Here is a 24,016-nt window from a genome sequence, read left to right as displayed (position 1 = left end):
TATTTGCTGCTTTTTTCTCTCACAGGCCTCTTCTTCTGAGAATTGTTATAATCCTTCCCTTTACCTGTTTTCGAGGTACTTCGTCGCCATCCGGGCTGTCTTCCGGGTCTGTCTGGTAATCCTGCTGCACAGACAGCGTCTCCTCGCCTGTATTTTCTTCCTCTTTTTCCGCTACTCTTCCGAAATGTAACGCCCCGCCGGCCTCATATACTATGACGTCGCCTGTCCGGTATTCCCGCTCCAGTCGATAGCCCAGGGCCAGATCTCCGTCCTTCAGGGACGGGTACATCTCCATTCCGGTCACCCGCCCCAGAAAAAGGGCTCTGGTAAATACCAGATATAGAATCAGAAGGAATACGGCTGCCCGCACAAATAATCTCAGATATCCTTTTCCAAGTCCCTGCTTCATCTATCTGCGTCTCCGTCTGCTTATCCAAAACAGGATTCCAACGATCACGATTCCGCCCAGAAGGCTTCCGTAAATCAGATTGGATTCCGTGAAGATTCCCGTTCCGGGCTCCATGTCAGCATACTGCCGGTTCGTGATCTTCACCGACTCCGCGGTTCCATCCTCCGAAATGGTGACGGCATCGGCTCCGCTCTTATATTCCACCCGATATTTCAGGCCATTGGCCATCGTGACGACGGTACCCGTGGATGTTATGGGATTGCCATTACTATCCAGCTCCAGCACACGGTATTGCGCTCCCACCGGCACCTGCGTAAACTCCGGCTTTTCTGTGGAGCTGCCGTTCAGCTTATAGGTCACATTTCCATTCTGACAGATAACCTCTAGAAGCTGCAAAGCCGCTGTACTGTCATAGCTTCCCGATTCCTGATAGGGATACAGTCCGAACCGGTAACTGCCATCCGGCAGCCCGGAACCGGTGACCGTTTCCCCATTCACATTCTGAAAGGTTTTTTCCAGTCCCAGTCTGCCTTTTTCATTGTAGGCTGTCACGTAGTATGTGGTTCCGGAATAGGAGATCTTCGCCCCCCATTCCCGCCACTTTTCCAGCTCCGGCGGATAATTGTCATCCTCTTTTTTGGCAACCACATAGTACTGCGGTGTTTTATCCAGCACATACCCTTCCGGTGCTTCTTCTTCCGTCAGGCGATATACGGTATTATACTGTAACCTTGTTCCGTCTGTGTTTCCAAAAGAGAATATTCCAGCCGGATTGCCTGTGCTGCCGGTGGTTCCTACTATGTCCGTTCCATTTTCCACCTTTTTCCAGCACTTTTCCTCTGTATTCCAGGACACCTGCTCCAGCCTGAATTTTGCTCCATTCAGTGCGGCAGCTGTATTGTCCTTATCTACTTTCTTCACCTGAAGCACCGGATAGGTAGTGGTTTCCGCTGTTGAGCTCACCGTGTACCTTACTGTGGCATCTTTGATTTGCGCAATATCGCTGCTCTGCCCCCACCAGTACGCCGCATTGTTTACGGAAATATCCTGATCCGGCGGGCTGTTCAGGATCGCGTCATAGGTAATGGTAAGCGCCTGTCCGTCGGGTATGGTCAGTATCAGCTTCTGTCCGTCCTCTGTATCTTCAATGCGCGATAAAATATTGGATACCTGGTTTCCGTCCTTATCCGTTACCTTCAGCGATTCCGTATCAAACTGCAGCGGATCCTTCATTTCGTCCACCAGGGTCAGGGTATCTTCTCCTTTTACCAGATCCTCTCCCAGACTGTTTACCTGCAATGTAAAGGGCAGCTTGCTGTTATCCACGCTTCCCATTTCTTTACTGATGGTCTTTTTTGTAACTGTTACCGTGGCGGAAGAATTACTGATCACCTTATCCGAATCATTCTTTACTGTAATTGCGTTGACAAACTCCTTTTCTTTTCCATTCAGCAGTATCTCCGGATCGCTGACCCTTGTAAGCACCTGGATTTCCAGAGAACGCTGATCCGCCGATTCGCCGCCCTTCCGAAGGTTTTCCACCCGGAACTGAAGCTGTCCTGTCTCACTGTTAAAGTAGGAAATACAGGTCCTCTCTACATTTCCTCTGTCATTGCCATCTATCAGCGCGGTTGTCTCCAGCTTTTCCCAGTTTTGATCATTCTTGTATTCACCGATTTCCGGAACCACAGGCGGATTATCAAAGAGTTCTTTCGCAATCCAGAAATATCTGGCGTATACCGGTGTCAGTCCCTCCGGAATCTGATCCTCCACATGCACGGTACCTTCCAGATCCCCGGCGTAGTTGATCTTGATTCGCCACTCCACATAGGTGCCCGGCTCTGTAATTTCATCTTGAAGCAGCTGGCTGATATTTCCTTTTTCATTTGAAATGACCTTCCAGTCTGATCCACCGCTGTATTCATAGACGCCGGCCATTTCTTTAAAATTGGTTCCGGCTGAAGTTCCACGCAGTACTGTTCTATTTACTTTCATAAATTCCGAAGTGCTGCTCTCCCTGAACCACAGATCATTATAATAATTTCTCCAGGCTCTTGTCCCGTTCAGATTATAAGTCGGTCTGGTCTGCAGAACCATGTAGAGATGCTCACCCTCTTGTAATGTCAATGTTTTCTTTATTTCTATGGTGGCTGATGTTCCATCTGCAGGCGCGCTCCATGCATAGTCCGCATCCGCTGGAAGGATTTCGCCATTTTTATCATTTCCCGAAAGCTTCTTCATTTTCTTATCTGCTTCCAGCTCTCTGACCGAACCATAGTAATCCGTAAAACTTTTTCCATCCGGAATTGTTCCGATATACAGACCTACCATGGATGTGCCACGCACCTGATGCAGGGAGCCGACGTCGGTGGAAGGCACGTCCTTTATCTGTGTCCCTGCGCTAATCTCCGTTCCGGTAACGTCAATCACCCAATATAAGCGCCCGTGCTCCCAGTCGCCGCTGCTTTCTTTGTTATGGTCGAAATACCAGCCCGACTTTACGAGATTCAGGTTTTTCTCTCCCTGTAACACGGTGGATGTGCTTACCTGCACACCGGCCAGAGTCACCGAAATTCCGCCAGGTCCCACCACTTTGCCTTCTACCGTAAAGGCATTACCGGTTGTCACCTGACTGACGTTCGATACCTGGTTCGGTTTCGCGTAATAAGTTAAGAGGAAAGCGCCCTTACATACGTCTCCATCTGCCATGCCCAGTTCCTTCGGACTAAAACTGAAGGTAGACATCTTGTCAATATCCGCCCATACCGTCTTCGTCACCGTCGTTTTCTTCAGAAACTCCACTGCCTGCGTGTCGTTTGCCGGCTGTTCATTCAAACCACTTTCGTAATAGTCCACCCGCAGATATCCCGTATAAGCCAGATACTCATTTTTCAGGGTGTCTGTGAGAACCGCAGAAGCCACATCCCAGTCTGCCGCTTCATTGACCACTACCTGATAGGGAAAGCTTCCCGCCGGTACTGTAAAGGAAGCAGCCGCGTCTGTCGCTTCTACCCATGAACCGGATGCGTTCTGATAACGGTAAACTGCAGCCCCTTCAGAGAGCGGCACATTTTTATCTTCTGCTGTCTTCTCACTCTGGAGCTTTCTGTCCCAAACCTTTTTATCCAGCGTCTTTTCCACGTTTGCGAAAGAAAAGGATTGATTTCCGCCCGTTACAGTATCATCAGAATAGGCTGCCGCCCTGTTTTTAATGCGAATTGTTTCGTTCCCCAAAGCAAAGATATCCCCACTCACCTCTACCTGATAAGTCAGAGTCATGGTTTCTCCCGGATTCAGAGTGTCGATATAGAAGTCAAACCTTTTTTCCGTATGGCTGTCATAGATGATCGGATTGCTCTGATCCTTATGTGGATTCTGTCCGATATTCTGCCTTTCGGATTCATCCGCCTGACTTCCCTGATACAGCTGAAAGCTTCCAACTGCATAATGCAGATAGGGCAGGTATCTGATATCCGTAATATCCTTTAAGGCGTCATTGATTTTGACATTCTTTAACGGATAGGTATTGGTCTCGTCGGCACTGACTGTCACCTGGTAAGTAATGGTTCCGCCTCCGGACTCATTCGGCGTATATTTGCCGCCGGTCTTCTGAATTCCCACATAGGTGTGCGGTTCAAAGTTTGTCGATACCGTCTGATGCGGATAGCTCTTTGCAAAAGAGGCTGCCGCATTCGTGATGGCGCCCCTGCTCTGGGCTCCTGTATATTCCGGCTTTAATTGTACGCGGTAAACAAGACTGCGGCTTTCCTGTGCATTCATGTTTCCCACATTCCACACCAGAACGCCCGGAGACGTAACCGAAGCTCCGGCCTGTTCCGGAATCGGGGCCGCTTCTGTGATGGTGTTCCCCAGATATAGCTTACCCTTTCCAGCCTGACTTCCGACCTCGTAAGGCGCCACAGAAGAATCCTGGTTCGTACCCGCCCCGCTCTCTGTACCGGTCACACCTACATACTTCTCTATATATTCCGCATTTGCCGTGAAGTGATCCGTAACCTTTATCTCCGGCATGGCCGTGTCTCCCGTAGACACGGTAAGCGTATATTCCAGATAAGATACGCCGGCTTCGTCCGTTATAAACTTACCTGCGGTTTTCGTCAGATTCAGAGTACCCAGTCTCGCGTCGCTTTCTGTTTCAAATGGGAGACTTATGTTCATGTTTCCTATGATCAGATTCTGATTCGGATTCTCTCTCACCTTATCCCGGTCAGCTCCTGCATAAAATGAGAAAGAACCGTCAATCGTCTTGACTTCTGCTTCCTCCCGCTTCAGGAATTCATCCGTAAAGCTCATCTGAATCGTCTTAGCTGAGGTATCAGCCGTAATCGTTCCGATTTTATTTCCGTTCGCGTCCTGTATAACACTTAATTCCACATGCGGCTCTATGAGCAAATCCGGCAGCTTGTACTGAAGTGTCCTGCTGTGAGCCTCTACCTCCTTCGCGTCCGCTTTTTTATAAGAAATGGTGAATTTTAATTCAGCGTCCGCAGGGATACCGGTCGTATCAGCGCCTACTTCCCCCCAGTTATCGCCTGATTTTTCCGTTCGATACCAGACCTGCACCTTCGTAATATAGGGCGTCACATCCAGTGGTTCTGCAGTTGTCTCTTCCGCCTGTGATACGACGGCAATTTCATTTTGTTCCCCGGAACTGTCCCCTGCCAGCTCAGTCACATCGGATTTCTCCTCCTCTGTAGCTGTCGCGTCACCAGCTGATGCATCTGCTTCCGCTTTATCCGATGCAGTCGCATCTGAGGCATTCTCACCGGACTTATCCCCGCCCGGGACAGCCGCATCCGAATCCGGCGTCTCTCCATCCTCTGTTCCTTCTCCGCCGATCGGATCGCCATCCTTATTCTGCCTGTTCTCTTCGCTCTGACTGGTTTCTTCTTCCTGACTGATTCCTTCATTTTCAGCCAAAATCTTCAAATATGGCTGAGGCAGCTTTATGACCAGAAATACAGCAAGCGCAAAAAAAAGCCAGTTTTTCCTCTTCCGTATAAATCTCATCTTTTTCACCGTTTTTCAACAATATTCTTAGTTGGATTGTGTTGATTTGTGCGTGTTTACGCAATTATCCATTATGATTCAACATTATACCGCATCCCTGTACATATTTCAACTATTCAAGACAATATTTGGGTGAAAGATTTGGGTGAATTTTGGTGAATTTTAGTGAATTTTGGTGGAGCACCTGTCAGGTATCGTCTTCAGCCTGCCGAAGCTCCGCCAATATATCTGAGCTTCGGAATCCCCGACGCAAAAGAAACTGATAAAAACGCCGTTTTTCATTTTGATCCGCCACAGCCGGATCCATATGCTTCTTTTCCATCCAGCGGCGGATCTGGGCACGCTCGTCCTGAGGCTCTGCCTCTTCCAGCGCCCCTTCCAGCACGGACTTGGAGATTCCTTTTTTATATAACAGCTCCTGCTCCACCTGACGGCTGCTCTTTACTTTTCCTCTGCTGTTCAGATAGTTGACCGCATATCGATGATCGTCGATATAGTGATAGCTTTTTACATACTCTACTGCCGCATCCACTACCTCGGGCAGATAATTCTTCAAAAGCTTATCACGTAATTCCTGCTCGGTACGATCAGAGCGCTCCAGGATATGGAGCGCTCTGCGTTTGGCCCGGTTCAGATCGCCGGACTTCTCCGGCTTTTTTTCATACTCTTCCTCGGGGTTCTCTTCTGTGTAATTTCTGTAATTATTTCTCTGCTGTCTCTGCCGCATTCTTCTTTCCTGCCGCCTCTGTCTTTTCCTTCTGTGCCTTTTCTGCCTTCTCCTCATCGATCCCGGCGCTGTCCAGGCCGAAGCCCTCCCGGACTCTCTCCTCTATCTCATGGCAGATCTCCGGGTTCTGCTTCAGAAACTGCTTGGCATTCTCACGGCCCTGGCCAATCTTATCGCCTTCATACGCGTACCATGCGCCGCTTTTATTCACCACGCCGGTGTTGGCCGCCAGATCCAGAATGTCGCCCTCACGGGAGATTCCCTCGCCAAACATGATATCAAACTCTGCCTCCTTGAAAGGCGGAGCAATCTTATTCTTCACTACACGGATACGGGTACGGTTACCCACCATCTCGCCACCCTGCTTCAGGGTCTCAATACGGCGCACATCCAGACGGATGGAAGAATAGAACTTCAACGCACGGCCACCGGTGGTCACTTCCGGATTACCGAACATGACGCCCACCTTCTCACGCAGCTGATTGATAAAGATCACCGTACAGTTGGACTTGCTGATCACAGCGGTCAGCTTTCTTAAAGCCTGGGACATCAGCCGTGCCTGCAGACCCACATGGGAATCGCCCATGTCGCCTTCAATCTCGGCCTTCGGAACCAGGGCTGCTACGGAGTCCACGATGATGATATCCACCGCGCCGGAACGAACCATGGTCTCCGCGATCTCCAGAGCCTGCTCACCGTTATCCGGCTGGGAAATGTAAAGATTGTCAATGTCTACGCCGATATTCTTCGCATATACCGGGTCAAGGGCATGCTCCGCGTCGATGAAGCCAGCGATACCGCCGCGCTTCTGTACCTCTGCCACCATGTGCAGGGCCACCGTGGTCTTACCACTGGACTCAGGGCCATAGACCTCGATGATACGTCCCTTCGGGATACCGCCCAGTCCCAGCGCCAGGTCGAGACTTAAGCATCCTGTGGGGATCGTCTCAATCTGCATGTTCGCTCCCTTGTCTCCCAGCTTCATGACAGATCCTTTACCAAACTGCTTCTCAATCTGCGCAAGCGCCGCGTCCAATGCCTTCTGCTTTTCTTCCTTTACCATAGCTTCTCCTTTATTCCGTACCTGTTTTATTTCGATATTCCAAACATTTGTTTTCGAATATTTGTTCGTTTTTTCAGGTACTATCTTATTATATTTTTTGTCTTCTGTCAAGTAGAAAAGTTCTCATTCGTGTGTTATCATCTGTAAACAGGGGAAATTGGAAAGAGCTGTTCCGGAATAGCGGATATCCGCTATTTGAAGCATAGCACAATTTTCATCCTCCCGTCAATGGTTTTTCCGTTGTTTTGGTCCGACTTTGGATAAGCCTGAGAAGCTCTTATTTCTGAAAATGCTGATAATCCTGCACGCTCTTCCAGCGCCCTCCCCAGGTATAGCCGTGGGCGTCAAAAAGCTGCAGGCACAGGTCATCCTTTCCGCCTATCTTATAGGGAAAATCCACGCTTCGATCCGCATAAGGCTCACTTCCGGGCGGAGAACTGTGTTTTACACCGTCCGGATAAGTCACATAAGGATTATAGAAAGGGTTGATGTCAATGGCCAGGCCGAGGGCATGCCGGGACAGCTTCTTACTGCCTGCCACCACCCGGTAGTTAAAGCAGGATGTATTGTTGTCGGCCACAGCCAGATCATCGTCGCCGCCATACTCGTCAATAAGCAGCATTTTTTCAATGGGGTAATCATTTTCGTAGAGCTCCCGGAAAATTTCCAGCACCTCATCCGCTATCGCCGCGTTTGTGATCATTTCCCCCACATGGGTTTCGCCGTCAAAGCCGCAGTATAAGAGCCGCAGATAGCGCAGGTCATCACGACCGATATTCTCATTTTCTACATAGGAAATGCCGTTGATGCGGTCAAAAATCTCGTCAGGGACAGCCTCGGCAGTGAACAGTCCGTCCATATCCGCCCCAGTCAGCGTCTTATCTACAATCGTTCCCGACGGGCAGGTACCGTAATCCACCGCAGGACTATCGCTATCCATTGCAGCGCTCTCATCATCCATGCCTTCCTGCTCCGAAGTGATCACATTTCCTATATTCTGCTCTGTATCGGGCGCGTCCTGCCCCGCACATCCGCCGCATAACAGGCAAATGGCCATTCCTGCGGCAGAAATGACCATTTTTACACCTTTTTTATTCATTTTCACACTACTTATTTTGCTGCGATAAAGCCCTTTGCCTTCAGAAGCTCTGCGCAGAGTACGGCTCCGCCTGCCGCGCCGCGGACAGTGTTATGGGACAGGCCTACAAACTTCCAGTCGTATACGGTATCCTCACGGAGTCTTCCGATGGATACGCCCATACCTCTCTCATAATCCACATCCAAAGTAACCTGGGGACGGTTATCCTCTGTCATATACCGGATAAACTGCTTCGGCGCGCTGGGAAGCTCAAGCTCCTGCGGTGCGCCCCGGAAACTCTCCAGCTTCTCGATAAGCTGCTCCTTCGTCGGCTTCTTGCGGAACTTCACAAATACAGCTGCGGTGTGGCCGTTCAGAACCGGAACACGGATGCACTGGCAGGTGATCACCGGCTCCTTAGCCAGCTTTATCTCGCCATCCTCGCAGGTGCCAAGCACACGAAGGGGCTCCTTCTCACTCTTCTCCTCTTCGCCGCCGATGTAGGGAATGATATTGCCTACCATCTCCGGCCAGTCCTTAAAGGTCTTGCCCGCGCCGGAAATCGCCTGGTATGTGGTAGCGACTACCTCATAGGGCTCAAACTCTTCCCATGCCTTCAGAGCCGGGGTATAGGACTGAATGGAGCAGTTCGGCTTTACAGCGATAAAGCCTCTCTTGGTACCGAGACGTTCCTTCTGCTTCTCGATAATCTGCGTGTGATCGGAGTTGATCTCCGGGATAATCATCGGAACGTCCGGAGTCCAGCGGTGCGCGCTGTTGTTGGAGACAACCGGGGTCTCGGTCTTTGCGTAAGCTTCCTCAATGGCACGAATCTCGTCCTTGGTCATATCTACGGCGCTGAATACGAAATCTACGCCGGCAGCTACCTTCTCGACCTCGTTGACATTCATAACAACGATGTCCTTTACTGCCTCCGGCATCGGCGTATCCATTTTCCAACGTTCTCCCACCGCGTCCTCGTATCTCTTGCCTGCGCTTCGCGGGCTGGCTGCAATGGTTACAACCTCAAACCACGGATGATTTTCCAGCAGGGAAATAAATCTCTGTCCTACCATTCCGGTACCGCCAAGGATACCGACCTTAAGCTTCTCACTCATTTTTCATACTCTCCTCTGTTTTAAATGTCTTTTTTGTAGCTATTCAATACCCGAACAGTTACTGTCTTTATTCTGCGGACATTTGTGTGTCTTTCAAAATACTACCTCAAATTTTTGAAAATTGCAAGCACTTTTTCGCGTTCCATTCAAAGAAGCTCCGTAGCCTTCGCCGCTGCGTCCTGAAGCATCTCGCAAAAGCCCTCCGGATCCGTCATATTCTTGCCCTTGCCCGCATCAATCAGCGCCGCCAGTTCTTCAAAGACTGCTCCGCCATAGGCGTCCCCCAGCATTCCTGCCAGTCTTCTCGAGGATTCAATCAGACGTAAGGGGCCGTACATATGGGGTTCGCCGGGCAGGCCTGCCGCGCTGGTAATCATATAGATCAGCAGATCCTGCAGTTCTTTCTGATTGAAATGCTGCGCCCGGGTATTCTCTGAAGCAGAAGCCGCCGCTGCCTTTGCAGCTGATTTTCCGGTGTCCGTCCGAACCGCTTCTTTCCCGGCCTCCGGCTTCTCTGCAGCCTCTTCTGAAGCCTCCGGCTCTTCCCAGGTATTCCAGAACAATACGTCTTCCATGTTCTTTCGCTTCGGCTCCCGTGGTTCTGCCGCCGACCAGCCTACAGAAATCAGGATTTCCAACCGCATCGTATCCGGCAGCTTCAAAAGCTTATGCACTGCCTTATCATTATAGCTTTTGATGGCGCAGGTACCCAGCCCCAGATCCGTGGCCTTCAGCATCAGATTCTCCGCCGCCATGGCCGCGTCCATCATCAGGCCGTAGACAACACTGTTCTTGCTTCCCCGGCGCTCCGCTTCCGCCAGATCGCTTGCGATGGCGATAATGACCGGCGGCTTTCCGGAAAGTCCGGGACTGAAGGAGTCGATGTCCCGCACCAGCTCCGGATCATCTGCCACAAAGAAGCGCCAGGCCTGCAGATTGCTAGCTGTGGGGGCCAAAGCCGCAGCTTTTATGAGTTCTTCCAAAATTTCCCTGGAAACCGGTTTGTCCGAGAATTTCCGGATACTTCTTCGTTTTTCGATTACTTTTGTCAGTTCCATATGATTTTCCTCCTATATATAAGCGCTTCCGTCTTCGCATGCGCTGCCCGGATAAGGCGCTTTCTTCCTATGAGTATGTGCGTATGCTTTTACCGAAACAACGCTGAGGTCAGAAACAGCAGCGGAATCGTCACCATACAGCAAATCGTCGTTACAAAGACCGCCGTGGAAGCATAGTCCTCGTCAAGCCCATACTGACCCGCTATCATACAGCTGGTGGTCATGGACGGCGCTCCCGCAATCAGCATCAGCACCACCCGCTCGGTCTCGGGCAGAATCGACCCGGTCAGAATGTAAATCAGAAGCGGCACTGCGAAAAGCTTGGTCAGCACCAGCATCCACAGGGTTTTCAGGCAGTGCAGGCTTCCTTTTTTCAGGAAGCAGATGGTGCAGCCCACATAGATAAGTCCCAGGCTGTAGCTGATATTGCCCACGTTCGTGCAGACCTCCAACACCGGGCTGGGCAGTGTCACCGACAGGGAATTCAGGGTCAGAATCAGCACGATGGACACCAGAATCGGGTTAAACAGCCTTTTTACCAAAATCTGATACCATGGTTCCCTGTCCTTTTCGATCCCTCTTGTGAAAAAATATAACCCCAGGGTCCAGACCATCATGGTGTCAATGGCGGAACAGATAGGGATATATTGCTGTCCGTTTTCCGGCGTGTACAGGGCCATCAGAATCGGGATGACCACGAAGCCGTAATTGCCGCCGATCATACAGCCCACATGCACATTTGAAGTGGTGGGGCGTATTCCGGCCAGCCTTACGCACAGAAGTCCCACAGCGGCCAGCAGCGCATATCCGGCCATCTGGCAGAGCACAATACCATGGAAGCCTGCCAGATCGCCCCAGGTGGTTCCTCTCTGACACAGAAGCGATACGGTCAGACAGGGCAGCACCACTTTAATCAGAAAGGCCGACAGGGATGGCAGACAGCTTTTGGGGAAAATTCCCAATTTTGAAATAGTGAAGCCTAAAGCGATCAGCAGAAAAAAGCTGACAAGCTTAGGCGCTATGATAATAAAGTAATCCATATTTTAAATTCCTCGCAAATAACCCTCCATTTACCTACAGGACCTGCCACCGGCAGCTCCTTACGGATACTTCGTAACAGAAAAGGGAATCCCATCCGACCTGCGGACTGGATTCCCCATTTTCTATAACTCAGGCTTTTTCCTTATGTAACGCCTATCAGTCTTTCTTTCCTACCAGTCCCAGAGTAGCGGTGAAGAAGCTGTAGATAGCAGCTCCTGCCAGTGCGCCTGCACCCAGGATGTTGAGGGTCTGCTCGTTCTCTTTGTTGGCACGGACAGCAATCAGACGGATAATCAGACCAGCTGCGATGGTCAGGCCGTTGATGATATTACCTACCAGAAGTCCGGTAGCGAACAGGATACCCAGCTGACGCTTTCCGCCAAGGAGCTGAATGATAGCGCCCGGGATAGCCCAGATAAGAAGCCATTTTGCGATTTCTCCGCTTGCTCCCGCGTCAATGGTAGCTACGAAGGTATTGGATACTGCTACGAACAGTCCCTGTCCGAAGTACTTGTTTGCAAAGAAGGCAACCATTACAAACGCTACGGCAAAGCCCATGAGCTCTGCAAAGAACTGCTGCTTACGTCCCTCTTTCTCAAGCTCCGGATTTGCTCCGCTTCCTCTTAAAATGTAGCCGCACTTTAAGTCGTACGCCATATCAGAGAAGCAGGGGCCGGTGGCTGCGGTAAAGCCTACCAGCAGGCCAAGCGCCAGCTTCGGGAAGCCAAGAAGCATGCCGACAATCAGGAAAATCAGGGCAGTAGCGAATCCCGGGAACCATCCGGAATACATGGCGGAAATACCTACGATCAGCTCGGATGCCTCAGCAGCGAATGCCGCGAAGATCAGCCAGAGGATGAACTGCGGTACGCTCATCTTGGTGATGATGCCGCCTACGACTGCCAGGAACAGAGCGATGACCAGGTATGCGCCGAAGCCCACGCCCAGGGTCTTCTTCATATGCTCGTTGCTTACCACATTGGTGGTATCCACTGCCTTGGTACCCTTGCTCTTCTTGAACAGGGCGATCCCGCACTGTACCAGGGAAATGATACCGGCGCCGATCATAACGCCGTGCGCCATATACTGCAGCGAAAGGTGATCTGTATATACAAAGCCCTCGCCAAATGCATTGGTTACGAAATTAAACGCGTGTCCGAAGATAGAGAAGGAGAAGCCGTTTACCTTCAGGACGCCGATCACCAGGGAACCTGCTGCCAGAGCGGCCATGGCTCCGAAATCGCCAAACCAGGATACTCCCAGAAGATCCATGGGAAGGCCTGCGATCTTACCTACCCAGCCAAGGCCGATACCAACCAGAAGAAGGACTGCCTTCTTACCTTTCTCGATAACTGCCAGGATGGAATCTGCCGCTGCCACTCCGGGCGGCCATGCGCCCTCTGCCGGGAACATCTCAGATCCGAAGCAGTTGTAAAGGATGGTCGCGTCTACACAGGTAGCCAGCATCACGCCGATCAGCATGGGGAACATCAGCTCCGGATATCCCATGATAACCGGAATACCAATCGGAAGAATCATACAGTTCGCAGCGGAGAATGTAGCTGCGGAAATGGATGTCTGCAGCAGATTCTGTCTGTGGATACTACGGTATTTTCTTAAAAATGCCACCGGAATTCTGGAAAGAAGAATGGCAAACAGTGCTCCGATGATGGAGGTGTTCGGGGTTACTCCTGTACGGACAATCAGCTCCAGGCCGATGATACATCCTACGACTGCCAGCGGAAGTCCCAGAATCATTACCTGGGGATCCCACGCCTTCGGATGCTCGGCTGCTGAAATTGACTGCTGTTTTTTCAGTTCAGGATTTTCATTTGTCATATTATCAGCTTCCTTTCTAAAAAAGCTATGACGCAGGCATCCCGTTCCTATGCCCGTTCATAGCTCGTGATATTTATAATCATACTCTCACTTTCTAGCTGTGTCAAGCTAAAGTATTAATGTTTCTTAAACTTTCTTAATTTTTTGTAAATTTTCTGGAAACTTATCTTTCTTTCCAAAGCAGTTGCTTTTCCATAAGAAATGAGGTATGATCTATCTGAATATAAATCACTTTAGGAGGAAACACCATGCTTATTAAACAGGTTATGGAAGTATTTGACGTACTTGACAGCAGTACGGTAGACGGCGCGGCTGTTAAAAAATATCTGCAGTCCGTAAATCCTGAGGCCAACGTGGAAGTCTATCCGCTGGAAGGACCTAAGGGCAGCACTGATATGGTAAAGGTCCGCATCCCGGGTACCAACGGTAAGTCCAAGGGTGGCTCCGCTCCCACCATCGGTCTTCTGGGACGTCTGGGTGGCATCGGCGCGCGTCCGGAGATGATCGGCTTCGTATCCGACGGCGACGGCGCGCTCTGCGCTCTGGCTGTAGCAGCCAAGCTTCTGGATATGCAGACCAAGGGCGATTACCTGGAGGGCGACGTATTTGTCTCCACACAGATCTGCCCCCACGCTCCGACTGCTCCCCACAAGCCGGTTCCCTTCATGGGCTCCCCGGTGGAGATGTCCCAGGTCAATAAGGAAGAGGTCAGCCCCGAGCTGGACGCTATCCTGACTGTAGACACCACCAAGGGCAACCGTGTCATCAATACCAGAGGCTTCGCCATCTCCAACACCGTAAAAGAGGGCTGGATCCTTCGCGTATCCGAGGATCTGCTGGAGATCATGCAGCGTACCACCGGCCAGCTGCCCTATGTATTCCCGCTGAGCATGCAGGATATCACACCTTACGGCAATGACGTATATCACCTGAACAGCATCCTGCAGCCCTGCACCGCTACCAAGGCGCCGGTCGTAGGCGTGGCTATCACCACCGAGACCATGGTTCCGGGCTGTGCTACAGGCTCCAGCCACTTCGCAGACGTGGAAGAGGCAGCACGCTACATGATGGAGGTTGCCAAATCCTTCGGCCGCGGCGAGGCAAGTTTCTATGACGAGAAGGAGTATGAGCGTCTGGTGAAGCTGTACGGCAGAATGGATCAGCTTCAGACTCTCGGAAACGAATAAATTATTTTGCACGCAAGGAGGCGGCCGCATACTTTGCGGCTGCCTTTTTTCTGTAATAGAGAATTTCCCTGGGTTCTCCTGTTACAGAACCATTTATCACATTTTATTCAGAAAGGATGAGCTTATGAAAATTGGAGCAATCACCATCGGACAGGCCCCCCGTGTGGACGTGACCTGCGATATTATGGATATCTTCGGCGGCAAGATCGAGCTGCTGCAGCGCGGCGGCCTGGACGGCCTGACCCGGGAGGAGATCGAGAAGTTCAAACCTGAAGGCGACGACTATGTGCTGGTATCCCGTCTCACCGACGGCTCTTCCGTCACCTTTGCCGAGAAATACATCCTGGGCAATCTTCAGAAGGGCATCGACGATCTGGAGGCTGCAGGCGTGAAGCTTATCATGGTATTCTGTACCGGAAGCTTTCCGGAAAGTCTGACCTCTCATGTCCCCATGGTCTTCCCCTGCGACATTCTGCATAAGGTAGTGCCCCTTCTGACCCGCACCTCCCATATCGCCGCTGTCACGCCGTCTCCGCTCCAGTTAGAGCAGAATAACCAGAAATGGAGCGGCTATGTGAAAGAGTGTACCAGCGTGGCTGCTTCCCCCTACGGTGAGTGGCCGGAGCTGGAAAAGGCAGCCGAGGAAATCAGCAAAATGGACGACGTGGATCTGGTGGTTCTGGACTGCATCGGCTTCACCCAGAAGATGAAGGAAATGTTCGCCGAAAAGACCGGCAAGACCGTAGTTCTGCCCCGTACCCTCCTGGCCCGGGTGATCTCGGAGGTCACCGATATCTAGCGGATCGTATCTGACTTTTAAGTATCTGATTTTTTAATAAGTAATGATTTTGCATCGAAACAAAGGAGTATAGAAATGGAACTGAAAGAAATCGCAAAAAATGTCATGGTATCCTGCCTGGCTGTAAAGCCCACCGAGGATGTACTGATTATCACCGACGACAGCCGCCTCACCATTGGCACCGCGCTCTACGAGGGAGCCAAGGAGCTGGGCTGCGAGGCTCTGCTGATGGTTATGAAGGAGCGCGAGCTCTCCGGCGAGGAGCCGCCCCGCACCGTAGCGGAGGCCATGAAAGCTGCGGATGTAGTTATCTGCCCCACCGCCAAGTCCCTGACCCACACCAACGCAAAGATCGAAGCTCAGAAGACCGGCACCCGCGTGGCTACCATGCCCGGCATCACCGAGGAGATGTTCGGCGCAGGCGCCATGACTGCGGATTACGACGAGGTCCTGAAGCTCACTGGCAAGGTAACTGAACTCCTCACGAAAGCAAAGAAGGCTGTCATCCAGAAGGACGGCTGCACCCTGACCCTGGACCTGGATGGCCGTGACGGCGTGCCCAGCCCGGGCGTATACCGGGAAGCCGGCCAGTGCGGCAACCTGCCCTCCGGCGAGGCTTACATTGCTCCCCTGGAGGACGGCGTCAACGGTGAAATGATCGTGGACGGCTCCATGGTCGGCATCGGCAAGCTGGACGCTCCCCTGAGGTTCGTGATCAAGGACGGAAAGATCCAGTCCATCTCCGGCGAAAAGAGCGAGATGCTGGATATCCTGCTGGCCAACGACCGGAACCGCACCGTAGCGGAGCTGGGTATCGGCACCAATGAGGCTGCTATCCTGAACGGCATTATCCTGGAGGATGAGAAGGTGTACGGCACCGTGCATGTGGCCTTCGGTACCAATACCTCCTTCGGCGGCGTCAACAAGGCAGACTGCCATATGGACGGCATCATTCTGAAGCCGACCCTGTATCTGGACGATACCCTGGTAATCAAGGATGGCGAATTTCAGATCTGAGAAAGACAATGAGGTAATTCGTATGGAAAAGAAACTATTTCAGGTCGGCCTGATCCGTGTGCTGACCTCTGACGATCCGCATTTCGTAGATATGCACGGCCAGATTATCATGGACCATTTTCCGGGCATCCAGGTAGAAAGCCGCTGTATCCCGGACCAGTGGGAGGGCATCCACAGCCATGAGCTGGAGCTGATTGCCGTTCCGAAAATTGTAGAGCTGGCAAAAACCTTCCAGGACAAGGATATGATTATTGTGAGCTGCGCCGATGATCCGGGCGTGGCAGAGATCCGCGAGGCTCTTCCGCATATGTCCGTAACCGGCGGCGGCGAAACTACCGTTGCACTGGCAGGCAAATACGGTGAGAAAATCGGCCTTCTGGGTATTACCGACTACGCGCCGAGAGCTTACCGCAAGCTGCTGAAGGACCGTCTGGTAGCCGTGGAGAAGCCGGAGGGCGTAAACAGCACGCTGGATCTAATGACCGACGAAGGCCGGAAGAACTGCGTAGCCTGCGCACGGAAAATCAAGGATATAGGCGCGGACGTCATCGCCCTGGGCTGCACCGGTCTTACCACCATCGGCATCGCCAAGCTGCTGGAGCAGGAAGTGGGACTTCCGGTCATCGACCCGGTACTGGCGGAAGGTCTTTTCGCATTTTTTGAATCTATCCGCAAATAAAACGACATCCACAGAAAGGGAACAACTATGATTTATCTGACAAAAGAATTGTGTGAACAGGCCCTGATGGGCGGTCTTCTTCTGGGAGGCGGCGGAGGCGGAACACTGACCGCCGGACGGGAGGCTCTGGAGGAGACCTTCAAGCACACCGATAAGCTGACCATGCTGGACGTCAGCGAACTGAAGCCCGACGATGTGGTAGTGAATGTCTCCACCCTGGGCGCGCCCTCCGCGAAGGACGTTCACCTGACCGCCGAGCACTGGATGACTGCCCTGAAGAATTTTGAGCTGAATTACGGCAAGAAAATCGCAGGCTTTACCTCCTGCGAAAACGGAGCCATTTCCACCGCCAACGGCTGGGTTATCTCCGCTCTTACCGGCATTCCCCTGGTGGACGCGCCCAGCAACGGACGCGCTCATCCCACCGGAACCATGGGAAGCATTGGACTGAACCTGCTGCCGGATTATCAGACTACCCAGTCTGCCTGTGGCGGCGTGGGCGCCCGCTACGTGGAAACCGTGGCAAAGGGAGCCCTGAACTCCACCTCCCATGTGATCCGCCAGAGTGCGGTGGCCGACGGCGGTATGGTAGGCGTGCTGCGTAACCCGGTGACCGCCGAGTATCTGGCAAAGAACGCGGCTGTGGGCGCCATTTCCCAGGCTCTGGATATCGGAAAGGCCTTCAGCCAGTGCAAGAACGGCGCGGAGTTCGTAGCTTTCCTGGAGAAAAACTACGACGCAAAGATTCTGGCTAAGGGTAAAATCGCAAACTACGATCTGAAGATGGACGGCGGCTATGATATCGGACATCTGGACGTAACCGGCGAGGAGGGCAGCGTAAGCTTCACCTTCTGGAATGAGTACATGCTGGCAGAGCAGGACGGACAGCGCGCCGCTACCTTCCCGGATCTCATCTGTACTCTGGACGCCGCTACCGGAGAGGCCATTTCCACCGCCGAGGCAAAGGACGGCATGGAAGCCTACGCCATCGTGATTCCCAAGGAGAAGCTGATTCTGGGCGCAGGCATGCATCAGAGAGAGCTGTTCCAGGAGGTGGAGGATCTCCTTCACAAGGACATGGTCGCATGCAATGACGGCTTGTTTGTATAGTAAATAATTTCCAATTTTCAAAAGAATACGGGCAGCTTTCCTTATCCAGTCGGATCGGGAAAGCTGCCCGTATTCTTTTCTCATCTCTTATCTTCTCTTATCCCAACAGCTTCAGCAGCTCCTCCGGCGGCAGAGGCCGGGAGAAGTAATAGCCCTGGATCATGTCCACGCCCCAACTGCTCAAAAGCTCCATCTCGCTCTCTGTCTCCACGCCCTCGGAGATAATCCGATAGCCCATGTGCTGAAAGGTAGATACCACACTTTGATAGAAGGAAGCCGCCCGCTCATCCGTACAGATATGGAACAGCAGGGAGCGGTCCAGCTTGATCACCGAGAACGGAAGCTGCATAACCGTATTCAGGTTCGCGTAGCCGGAACCGAAATCGTCCAGGCACAGACCGATTCCATCCTTCACAAAATCCTCTACTACCCGGCACAGCCCCGTATTGTACTCGGTGGCCACGGTTTCGGTGATTTCAAACTGAACCCATTCATGGGGCAGTCCGAATTCATCCATGATCCGGATAAAATGGCCGCTGCAGTCCTTACGCATCAGATCCAGTGGGGACAGGTTGATCTTCACATTCCGAATCTGCTTCATCAAATCCGAATGCTCCTTCAGGAACCGGCAGATCCGGTAAAACTGCAGATCACTGATGCGGTCAATCAGGCAGTTGTCCTCCGCAATCCGGATAAAGATATCCGGCGCAATCCAGCCAAGCTCCGGATGCTTCAGACGGCTTAAGGCCTCCAGGGTCACAAACTGCTTATTTCTGGTGGAATAGACCGGCTGGTAGTATACCTGGAACAGATCCTCCTCGATGGCTGTATACAGGAAATTTTCTACCTGCTTGTTGTACAGAAAGCTCTTCTTGGTATGCGCGTCGTTCTGGACCACCTCGGTGGAACCCATTTTCAGGGACAGGGATTCCAGATATTCCGCATAGGAAAGCACCATATTGCCATCCTCCAGCTTCTCTGCATTTACAATGCCGCTGAGTATGGCCGGACACTTTATCCACTGCTCTGCGTCCCCAAGTATCATATCCTTCTCAAACAACCCTTTCAGGGTTTTCAGAAATCGTTCATACTCCTCCAGGGAGATTGCCAGCAGCACAAAGTGCTTGCCTGCCGTCCGGAACGCCCGGGCGCCTGCCAGCAGCTGCATCCGCTCTGCCAGCTCCTGAAGCAGCCTGTCACCGCCGCGGATTCCGGCCACCTTATTGATGTGGGACAGCTGGTAGACGTCCACCATAATCAGATGGAACTGCCGGCCGCTCCGGATCATTTCATCCATTTTCCGGATCAGGCAGGGCTTGTCATAAAGTCCTGTCATACTGTCCGAGTTGGTGTAAGGATTGTTGATGGTAAAGAACAGGGTCAGAATCGCCAGGCTCAGGCCAAAGCCTGTCATTAGAAGCCACTGGCACCGGCTCTGTATCAGTACGCCGCCTGCGGTCAGCACCACAATTTCCCTGAGCGTCCTGATTTTCTGCCGATCCAGCTTCTTTTTCCAGGCCAGAACCATCATAAACGCCGCCAGGATATGAAACAGGGCGCTTGCGTACATCAACATATACCAGCTGCCTTTTACATACCCCCTATACGCGTCAAAGGAAAATAACAGACCTGTAAAGGGATTGGTCAGGATAATCCCCAGAAGTATCAGCGTCGGAACGCCGCACAGGGCCAGACACTTCCACGAAACCGTATGATTTTCCCTGAGCGTACAAATATAACAGATAAATACATAGGGAAGCAGCGCCTGGAACACATAGAATACCGTCGTCGTAAGAACAGCTCCGATTCCGAAGCTTCCCTTTGTGGAAATGATATAATAGGTACTCAGAATTTCTGCCAGCACATCCAGACTGCCCAGCACCACAAAAATAAGAAACGCGCGGTTGTTCAGGTTGTCCGGCCGTCTCTGGCTGTAATAATGCCACAGAACCAGCACCAGAAGGATCATTGCCACGAACAGGAAATCCATATTATACGTCATCTCTTCCGCCTCCCCTCATGCTGTCTCGATTCTTCTGCAGATTCTGATTCGCGCAAGCCATCCAGTCGCTGACGGTTCTGCGGGAACCGTCCTGCTTTCTTAAGGAACTGCTTCCACAGCTTAAATGCAGCCGTCCCCTTCCTGTGACCATGCCGTTATAGCGGCAGACCTCCTGAACCAGAAGCTTCTCAAATGTCTCTCCGCCATCCTGCCCAGTCATCACGGCCGCAAATTCATTGCCGCTGACGCGGAAGCACCTTACCCCTTCTCCCGCCAGGGCTCCGGCCCGCTTTACACAGCCCGCCGTGCCGATAACGCTCTCGTCGCCTACGCTCATGCCGTAGGTGTCATTAAATTCCCGCAGATCCTCCATCTGAATAAAAATCAGCTCTGCATCCTTCATGCCTTCCACATCCCGGGCGCAGTCCTGCAGATATTTCTCAAAGGCTTTCCGGTTCTTCATGCCGGTCAGGCGATCCTCGGTGGACATCCGTTCACAGATCCTCTGCTCCATGCGAAACCGGATATCCTCCGTCACCTTGCAAATCAGCCCCCAGAACATCAGCGCGATATAAATCAGAATTCCAAACTGGAAAACAGCCTCGTACCAGTATATCCTGAACGCCCAGTACAGCACAAGCGCAGTCACCCCGGAGATCCCCAGCATACTGAACGCATACAGGCAGAGCCCGGACTGCTGATTCTTCTCACTCCCGTATTCTCTCCACAGCAGGAAAATCATACACAGCACGCCGGAGAACAGCAGCAAATGGGTCACAACCAGCATCCGGATAAAGGGAATCCCATACATTTTATTCAATAATCCCTGAATCAGCGCGTTCAGATACAGGGCCGCAATCCAGAGATTCACAACCACACCGGACTCTTTTTTCAACGTATTGCGGACAAAATGCAGCATAGGAACCGACATCAGCATAAACGCATAGAAGGAAAGCACGCTTCCCAGGGCTGTATTTTTTCCATACATCTGATAGATCCCGGAATCCGTCAGGCACCAGAAGCCGCATACCAGCAGAAAAAGCGATACATCCAGAAACCGTTCTTCCCGGATTCCCTGCCTGCGCATATAGAGATAGATACACAGGGATATCACTCCCAGGCACTGCATACACACCACGATAACCAGGGAAGCCGATACCTTCTGAAGATGCCGTCCGGTGATCTCCTGCCTGCTTCCAAGCTCCGGCGCTTCTATGATAAGCTCTCCGTCGCCCGTCTGTGTATAAATCAGCCGGAGAGGCTCGGTTCCCGTCTCCTGGGGAAGCGTAATATCCGCCCACAGCTTTCCCTTCATCTGATCGTTTTTCGGAAACGCGTTGTCCTTATATCGGTAGAGCAGTGTCTCACCCAGCCAGACCTCCGGTCCATACTGTACGTCCCCTACAGACAATACCTTCCCGGCGTCCTCCGGCCGGAGGCTGTCGTTCCACAGTTCGATGCTGCCCTCCCCGGAAGCCTCCATCCTGACCGGAAGTTGTATCTCCTTCCTGCCCCCGTCCGAAAGCTGATACCAGCCGGTTCTGAGGGCTGTCACTCTGCTTTGCTCTCCACCGCCGCTTCTTAGCCGCAGCGGGCCTGTCAACGCAAAAAGAAGCAGTACAAGAAGAACCAGTAACGTTCTCTCGAACTGCTTCCATCCCTTCGACATCTTCATTTTCCCACCTCACAATCTCGTTACTCCTATTTTACCATAGGAACGGGAAGCAGGCAATCAGATAAAATGAAGACGCGCAAAAGAAAATTTTTCTTAATCGTTCACCATAACCGCTTTCACCGCATGCGCTTTATCCGTCAGGAATTCCATGATACCCTCCGGCGCTTTTTCCAGCGGGAAGGTATGGGTAATGAGCGGTTTTACGTCTACGATTCCCGCCTTCACCAGATCCAGGCAATGGGGGAAGTAGAGAGCCGGAATCGCGTTGGATCCCCGGATCTGCAGTTTGTTCAGATGAACAATGTTGGAATCAAAGGTCACCATGGCGCCGGAGCCGTAGCTGATACCCAGGAACGCCACAATGCCGCCCACGTTTGCCACCTTTACCGCTTCGGCTATGGTAACAGGCGGCGTGGTAACCAGCACCCGGTCTACGCCTCCCCGGGGGAACGGATAATCCGTCAGCTCCATCTCATCGGTGAGAATCACATCGGTGGCCCCGAATTGTTTTGCCAGCTCTATCTTCTTCTGGTTTGCCTTATGCTCTGCCACATAGATATTTCTTGCGCCGGAGGCTTTCGCCATCTGCAGGGCCATCAGGCCGATGGCTCCGCAGCCCATCAGCAATACGTCCTGTCCCAGATGGATATCCGCAGTCAGAATCAGGTCTGCCGCCACACCCATGGGCTCCAGGAAGCAGGCCTCCCGATCCTCCAGATCCGTAAAGGGCACGCAGAGAATCGCCGGGACAATGGTCTTCTCCGCAAAGCCCATTCCTGTATGCTCCATGGTCATATAGTTGGGACCCTCGGTATCCAGCTCCGGATGTCCATTCCGCGCGTAATCAGAAATGGGATCAAAGATGGAGGTCTCCACTACCACCCGGTCTCCCACTTTTACATTCTTTACGCCATGTCCGACCTTCTCTACCACGCCGGCAAATTCATGTCCGAAGGGCTGCCATTCTTCTCCGGCATAGCTCGCCAGAATCTTGTCGTGTCCGCAGAATCCGCAGGCCTTTACTCCCACAAGTACTTCTCCGGCCTCCGGCTCCCGCACCTCCACCTCGCGGATTTCAAATTGATTTTTTGCTTTCAGATACGCAGCTTTCATGTTTCCCTCTCCTTTATGTCTTTTCTATTTTGCCTATAAATTTCTTTCTTTTCGTTTTCTTTTTATCACTTTTGTACAATTATAACATGAATTCCTTTGTTCTGCAATTTTCTTTTTGTAAATAAGGATCAAAAAAAGAACCATGCTATGCATGATTCCTTTTTACAAGAGCGATAGACGGGGCTCGAACCCGCGGTCTCGACCTTGGCAAGGTCGCGCGTTACCAACTACGCCACTATCGCATTTATGTTCGCTTCTTACTGAAGCAGCAACAAAATATATTATACGGGATGATGAGCGGTTTGTCAACCCATTTTGTGAATTTTTTTGTGTTTTTTCATTTTCCGAAACATTTCTGTTTTTCTATGAGTTTCTCATCTTTTTCATTCTCACAGAAATAATTTCGGTTCAGCAGGTTCCTGTCTTGCCGCGGCCTCCTGCTGCGCGCGGCGCTCCCGCATGGAGAACACACAGCCGCAGTAATCCTGCCGGTAGAGGCCATATTCCCTGGACAGCTCTGTGGAGCGCTTGTAACCGTTCCGTTTTTTGAAATCGCTGTAGAGATAGTCCACGCCATAATCCTTCGCCAGCTGACCGCCGATCTCATTGAGCTTCTCCGCGTTCTTTAAAGGGCTGATGGACAGCGTCGTGGTAAAGTAATCGTATTTTCCGGCGCAGGCCATCTCCGCAGTCTCCGTAAGACGCAGACGATAGCACTTAAAGCAGCGCGCCCCTCCCTCGGGAACCTGCTCCAGGCCCTTTGCCATCTCATAGAAGCGCTCCGGCTCGTAAGGCCCGTCCAGGAAGGAGATGGGATGCTCTGCGGGAAGCTGGGCAATCAGGCGCTTCTGCTCCTCCACACGTTTTCCGAATTCCTCCGGCGGATAGATATTCGGATTGTAATAAAAGACGGTGATTTCAAAATACCGGGACAGATATTCCAGCACGTAGCTGCTGCAGGGCGCGCAGCAGCTGTGGAGCAGAAGACGGGGCACCCGGCCCTGACGCTGCAATACTTCGATTACCTTATCCAGTTCTTTTTGATAATTTATTTTATTCATCGTTCCTGC

The 24,016-nt window shown here is 51.9% G+C and carries 18 protein-coding genes and 1 tRNA gene; 5 read left to right on the top strand and 14 right to left on the bottom strand.

What is annotated here, in order from left to right; genetic code table 11:
- Nucleotides 1-19: 19 nt before the first annotated feature.
- From ACESZP_RS03770 to ACESZP_RS03730, 9 genes are all read right to left on the bottom strand, one after another.
- Complete coding sequence (locus ACESZP_RS03770) at nucleotides 20-409, bottom strand: S26 family signal peptidase (RefSeq protein WP_499708075.1); 390 nt, start codon at nucleotides 407-409, stop codon at nucleotides 20-22.
- Nucleotides 410-5,350, bottom strand: coding sequence for a SpaA isopeptide-forming pilin-related protein (locus ACESZP_RS03765; RefSeq protein ID WP_499708074.1), 4,941 nt, complete (start codon nucleotides 5,348-5,350; stop codon nucleotides 410-412).
- A 277-nt stretch (nucleotides 5,351-5,627) separates the two neighbouring features.
- Nucleotides 5,628-6,167, bottom strand: coding sequence for a RecX family transcriptional regulator (locus tag ACESZP_RS03760; protein WP_178039763.1), 540 nt, complete (start codon nucleotides 6,165-6,167; stop codon nucleotides 5,628-5,630).
- The gene (gene recA / locus ACESZP_RS03755) at nucleotides 6,142-7,230 is read right to left on the bottom strand and encodes a recombinase RecA (protein ID WP_178039764.1); all 1,089 of its coding nucleotides are present in this window, start codon (nucleotides 7,228-7,230) and stop codon (nucleotides 6,142-6,144) included. Before recA ends, ACESZP_RS03760 begins: the two co-directional genes overlap by 26 nt.
- A 277-nt stretch (nucleotides 7,231-7,507) precedes the next feature.
- The gene (locus tag ACESZP_RS03750) at nucleotides 7,508-8,329 is read right to left on the bottom strand and encodes a M15 family metallopeptidase (RefSeq protein WP_499708073.1); all 822 of its coding nucleotides are present in this window, start codon (nucleotides 8,327-8,329) and stop codon (nucleotides 7,508-7,510) included.
- Between the two features lie 11 nt (nucleotides 8,330-8,340).
- Entirely contained in the window at nucleotides 8,341-9,426 is a 1,086-nt protein-coding gene (gene asd / locus ACESZP_RS03745) for an aspartate-semialdehyde dehydrogenase (protein WP_499708072.1), read from the bottom strand.
- A 146-nt stretch (nucleotides 9,427-9,572) separates the two neighbouring features.
- Nucleotides 9,573-10,484: a DUF6092 family protein gene (locus ACESZP_RS03740; RefSeq protein ID WP_499708071.1), complete on the bottom strand. Its 912-nt coding sequence runs from the start codon at nucleotides 10,482-10,484 to the stop codon at nucleotides 9,573-9,575.
- Between the two features lie 89 nt (nucleotides 10,485-10,573).
- Nucleotides 10,574-11,524, bottom strand: a complete 951-nt coding sequence (locus tag ACESZP_RS03735) for an AEC family transporter (RefSeq protein ID WP_499708070.1) — start codon at nucleotides 11,522-11,524, stop codon at nucleotides 10,574-10,576.
- Nucleotides 11,525-11,681: 157 nt separating this feature from the next.
- Nucleotides 11,682-13,364: an OPT/YSL family transporter gene (locus tag ACESZP_RS03730; RefSeq protein WP_178039768.1), complete on the bottom strand. Its 1,683-nt coding sequence runs from the start codon at nucleotides 13,362-13,364 to the stop codon at nucleotides 11,682-11,684.
- Nucleotides 13,365-13,612: 248 nt separating this feature from the next.
- Here ACESZP_RS03730 and ACESZP_RS03725 point away from each other — a divergent pair, with 248 nt between their 5' ends.
- The 5 genes from ACESZP_RS03725 (at nucleotide 13,613) to ACESZP_RS03705 (ending at nucleotide 18,156) form a co-directional block, all read left to right on the top strand.
- Nucleotides 13,613-14,551 (top strand): DUF1177 domain-containing protein, encoded by a 939-nt coding sequence (locus ACESZP_RS03725; RefSeq protein ID WP_178039769.1) that lies wholly within the window; start codon nucleotides 13,613-13,615, stop codon nucleotides 14,549-14,551.
- Between the two features lie 124 nt (nucleotides 14,552-14,675).
- Nucleotides 14,676-15,350, top strand: a complete 675-nt coding sequence (locus ACESZP_RS03720; RefSeq protein ID WP_178039770.1) for an AroM family protein — start codon at nucleotides 14,676-14,678, stop codon at nucleotides 15,348-15,350.
- A 75-nt stretch (nucleotides 15,351-15,425) separates the two neighbouring features.
- Entirely contained in the window at nucleotides 15,426-16,367 is a 942-nt protein-coding gene (locus ACESZP_RS03715; RefSeq protein WP_178039771.1) for a 2,5-dihydroxypyridine 5,6-dioxygenase NicX family protein, read from the top strand.
- A gap of 22 nt (nucleotides 16,368-16,389) precedes the next feature.
- A complete protein-coding gene (locus tag ACESZP_RS03710; RefSeq protein WP_499708069.1) occupies nucleotides 16,390-17,046 on the top strand; it encodes an aspartate/glutamate racemase family protein in 657 nt (218 codons plus the stop codon).
- Nucleotides 17,047-17,073: 27 nt separating this feature from the next.
- Entirely contained in the window at nucleotides 17,074-18,156 is a 1,083-nt protein-coding gene (locus ACESZP_RS03705; protein WP_178039773.1) for an S-methyl thiohydantoin desulfurase family protein, read from the top strand.
- A 97-nt stretch (nucleotides 18,157-18,253) separates the two neighbouring features.
- Here the strand turns inward: ACESZP_RS03705 and ACESZP_RS03700 are convergent, their stop codons facing one another.
- The 5 genes from ACESZP_RS03700 to ACESZP_RS03680 form a co-directional block, all read right to left on the bottom strand.
- On the bottom strand, nucleotides 18,254-20,158 hold the full coding sequence (locus tag ACESZP_RS03700; RefSeq protein ID WP_499708068.1) for an EAL domain-containing protein: 1,905 nt from the start codon (nucleotides 20,156-20,158) through the stop codon (nucleotides 18,254-18,256).
- Nucleotides 20,148-21,833, bottom strand: coding sequence for a diguanylate cyclase domain-containing protein (locus ACESZP_RS03695; RefSeq protein ID WP_178039775.1), 1,686 nt, complete (start codon nucleotides 21,831-21,833; stop codon nucleotides 20,148-20,150). Before ACESZP_RS03695 ends, ACESZP_RS03700 begins: the two co-directional genes overlap by 11 nt.
- A gap of 93 nt (nucleotides 21,834-21,926) precedes the next feature.
- Entirely contained in the window at nucleotides 21,927-22,946 is a 1,020-nt protein-coding gene (locus ACESZP_RS03690; RefSeq protein ID WP_178039776.1) for a zinc-binding dehydrogenase, read from the bottom strand.
- Between the two features lie 169 nt (nucleotides 22,947-23,115).
- Nucleotides 23,116-23,188 (bottom strand) — tRNA-Gly (locus ACESZP_RS03685).
- Nucleotides 23,189-23,335: 147 nt separating this feature from the next.
- Nucleotides 23,336-24,007 carry an epoxyqueuosine reductase QueH gene (locus tag ACESZP_RS03680; RefSeq protein WP_178039777.1) on the bottom strand — a complete coding sequence of 224 codons (672 nt, stop codon included), beginning with the start codon at nucleotides 24,005-24,007 and terminating at the stop codon, nucleotides 23,336-23,338.
- Nucleotides 24,008-24,016 lie beyond the last annotated feature (9 nt).

The sequence above is a fragment of the Candidatus Dorea massiliensis AP6 genome, assembly GCF_964245105.1.
In the GTDB taxonomy this organism is placed as follows: domain Bacteria; phylum Bacillota; class Clostridia; order Lachnospirales; family Lachnospiraceae; genus Laedolimicola; species Laedolimicola intestinihominis.
Note: the sequence above shows the minus strand (reverse complement) of the source record. Positions and strands in the feature narration are given on the sequence as shown.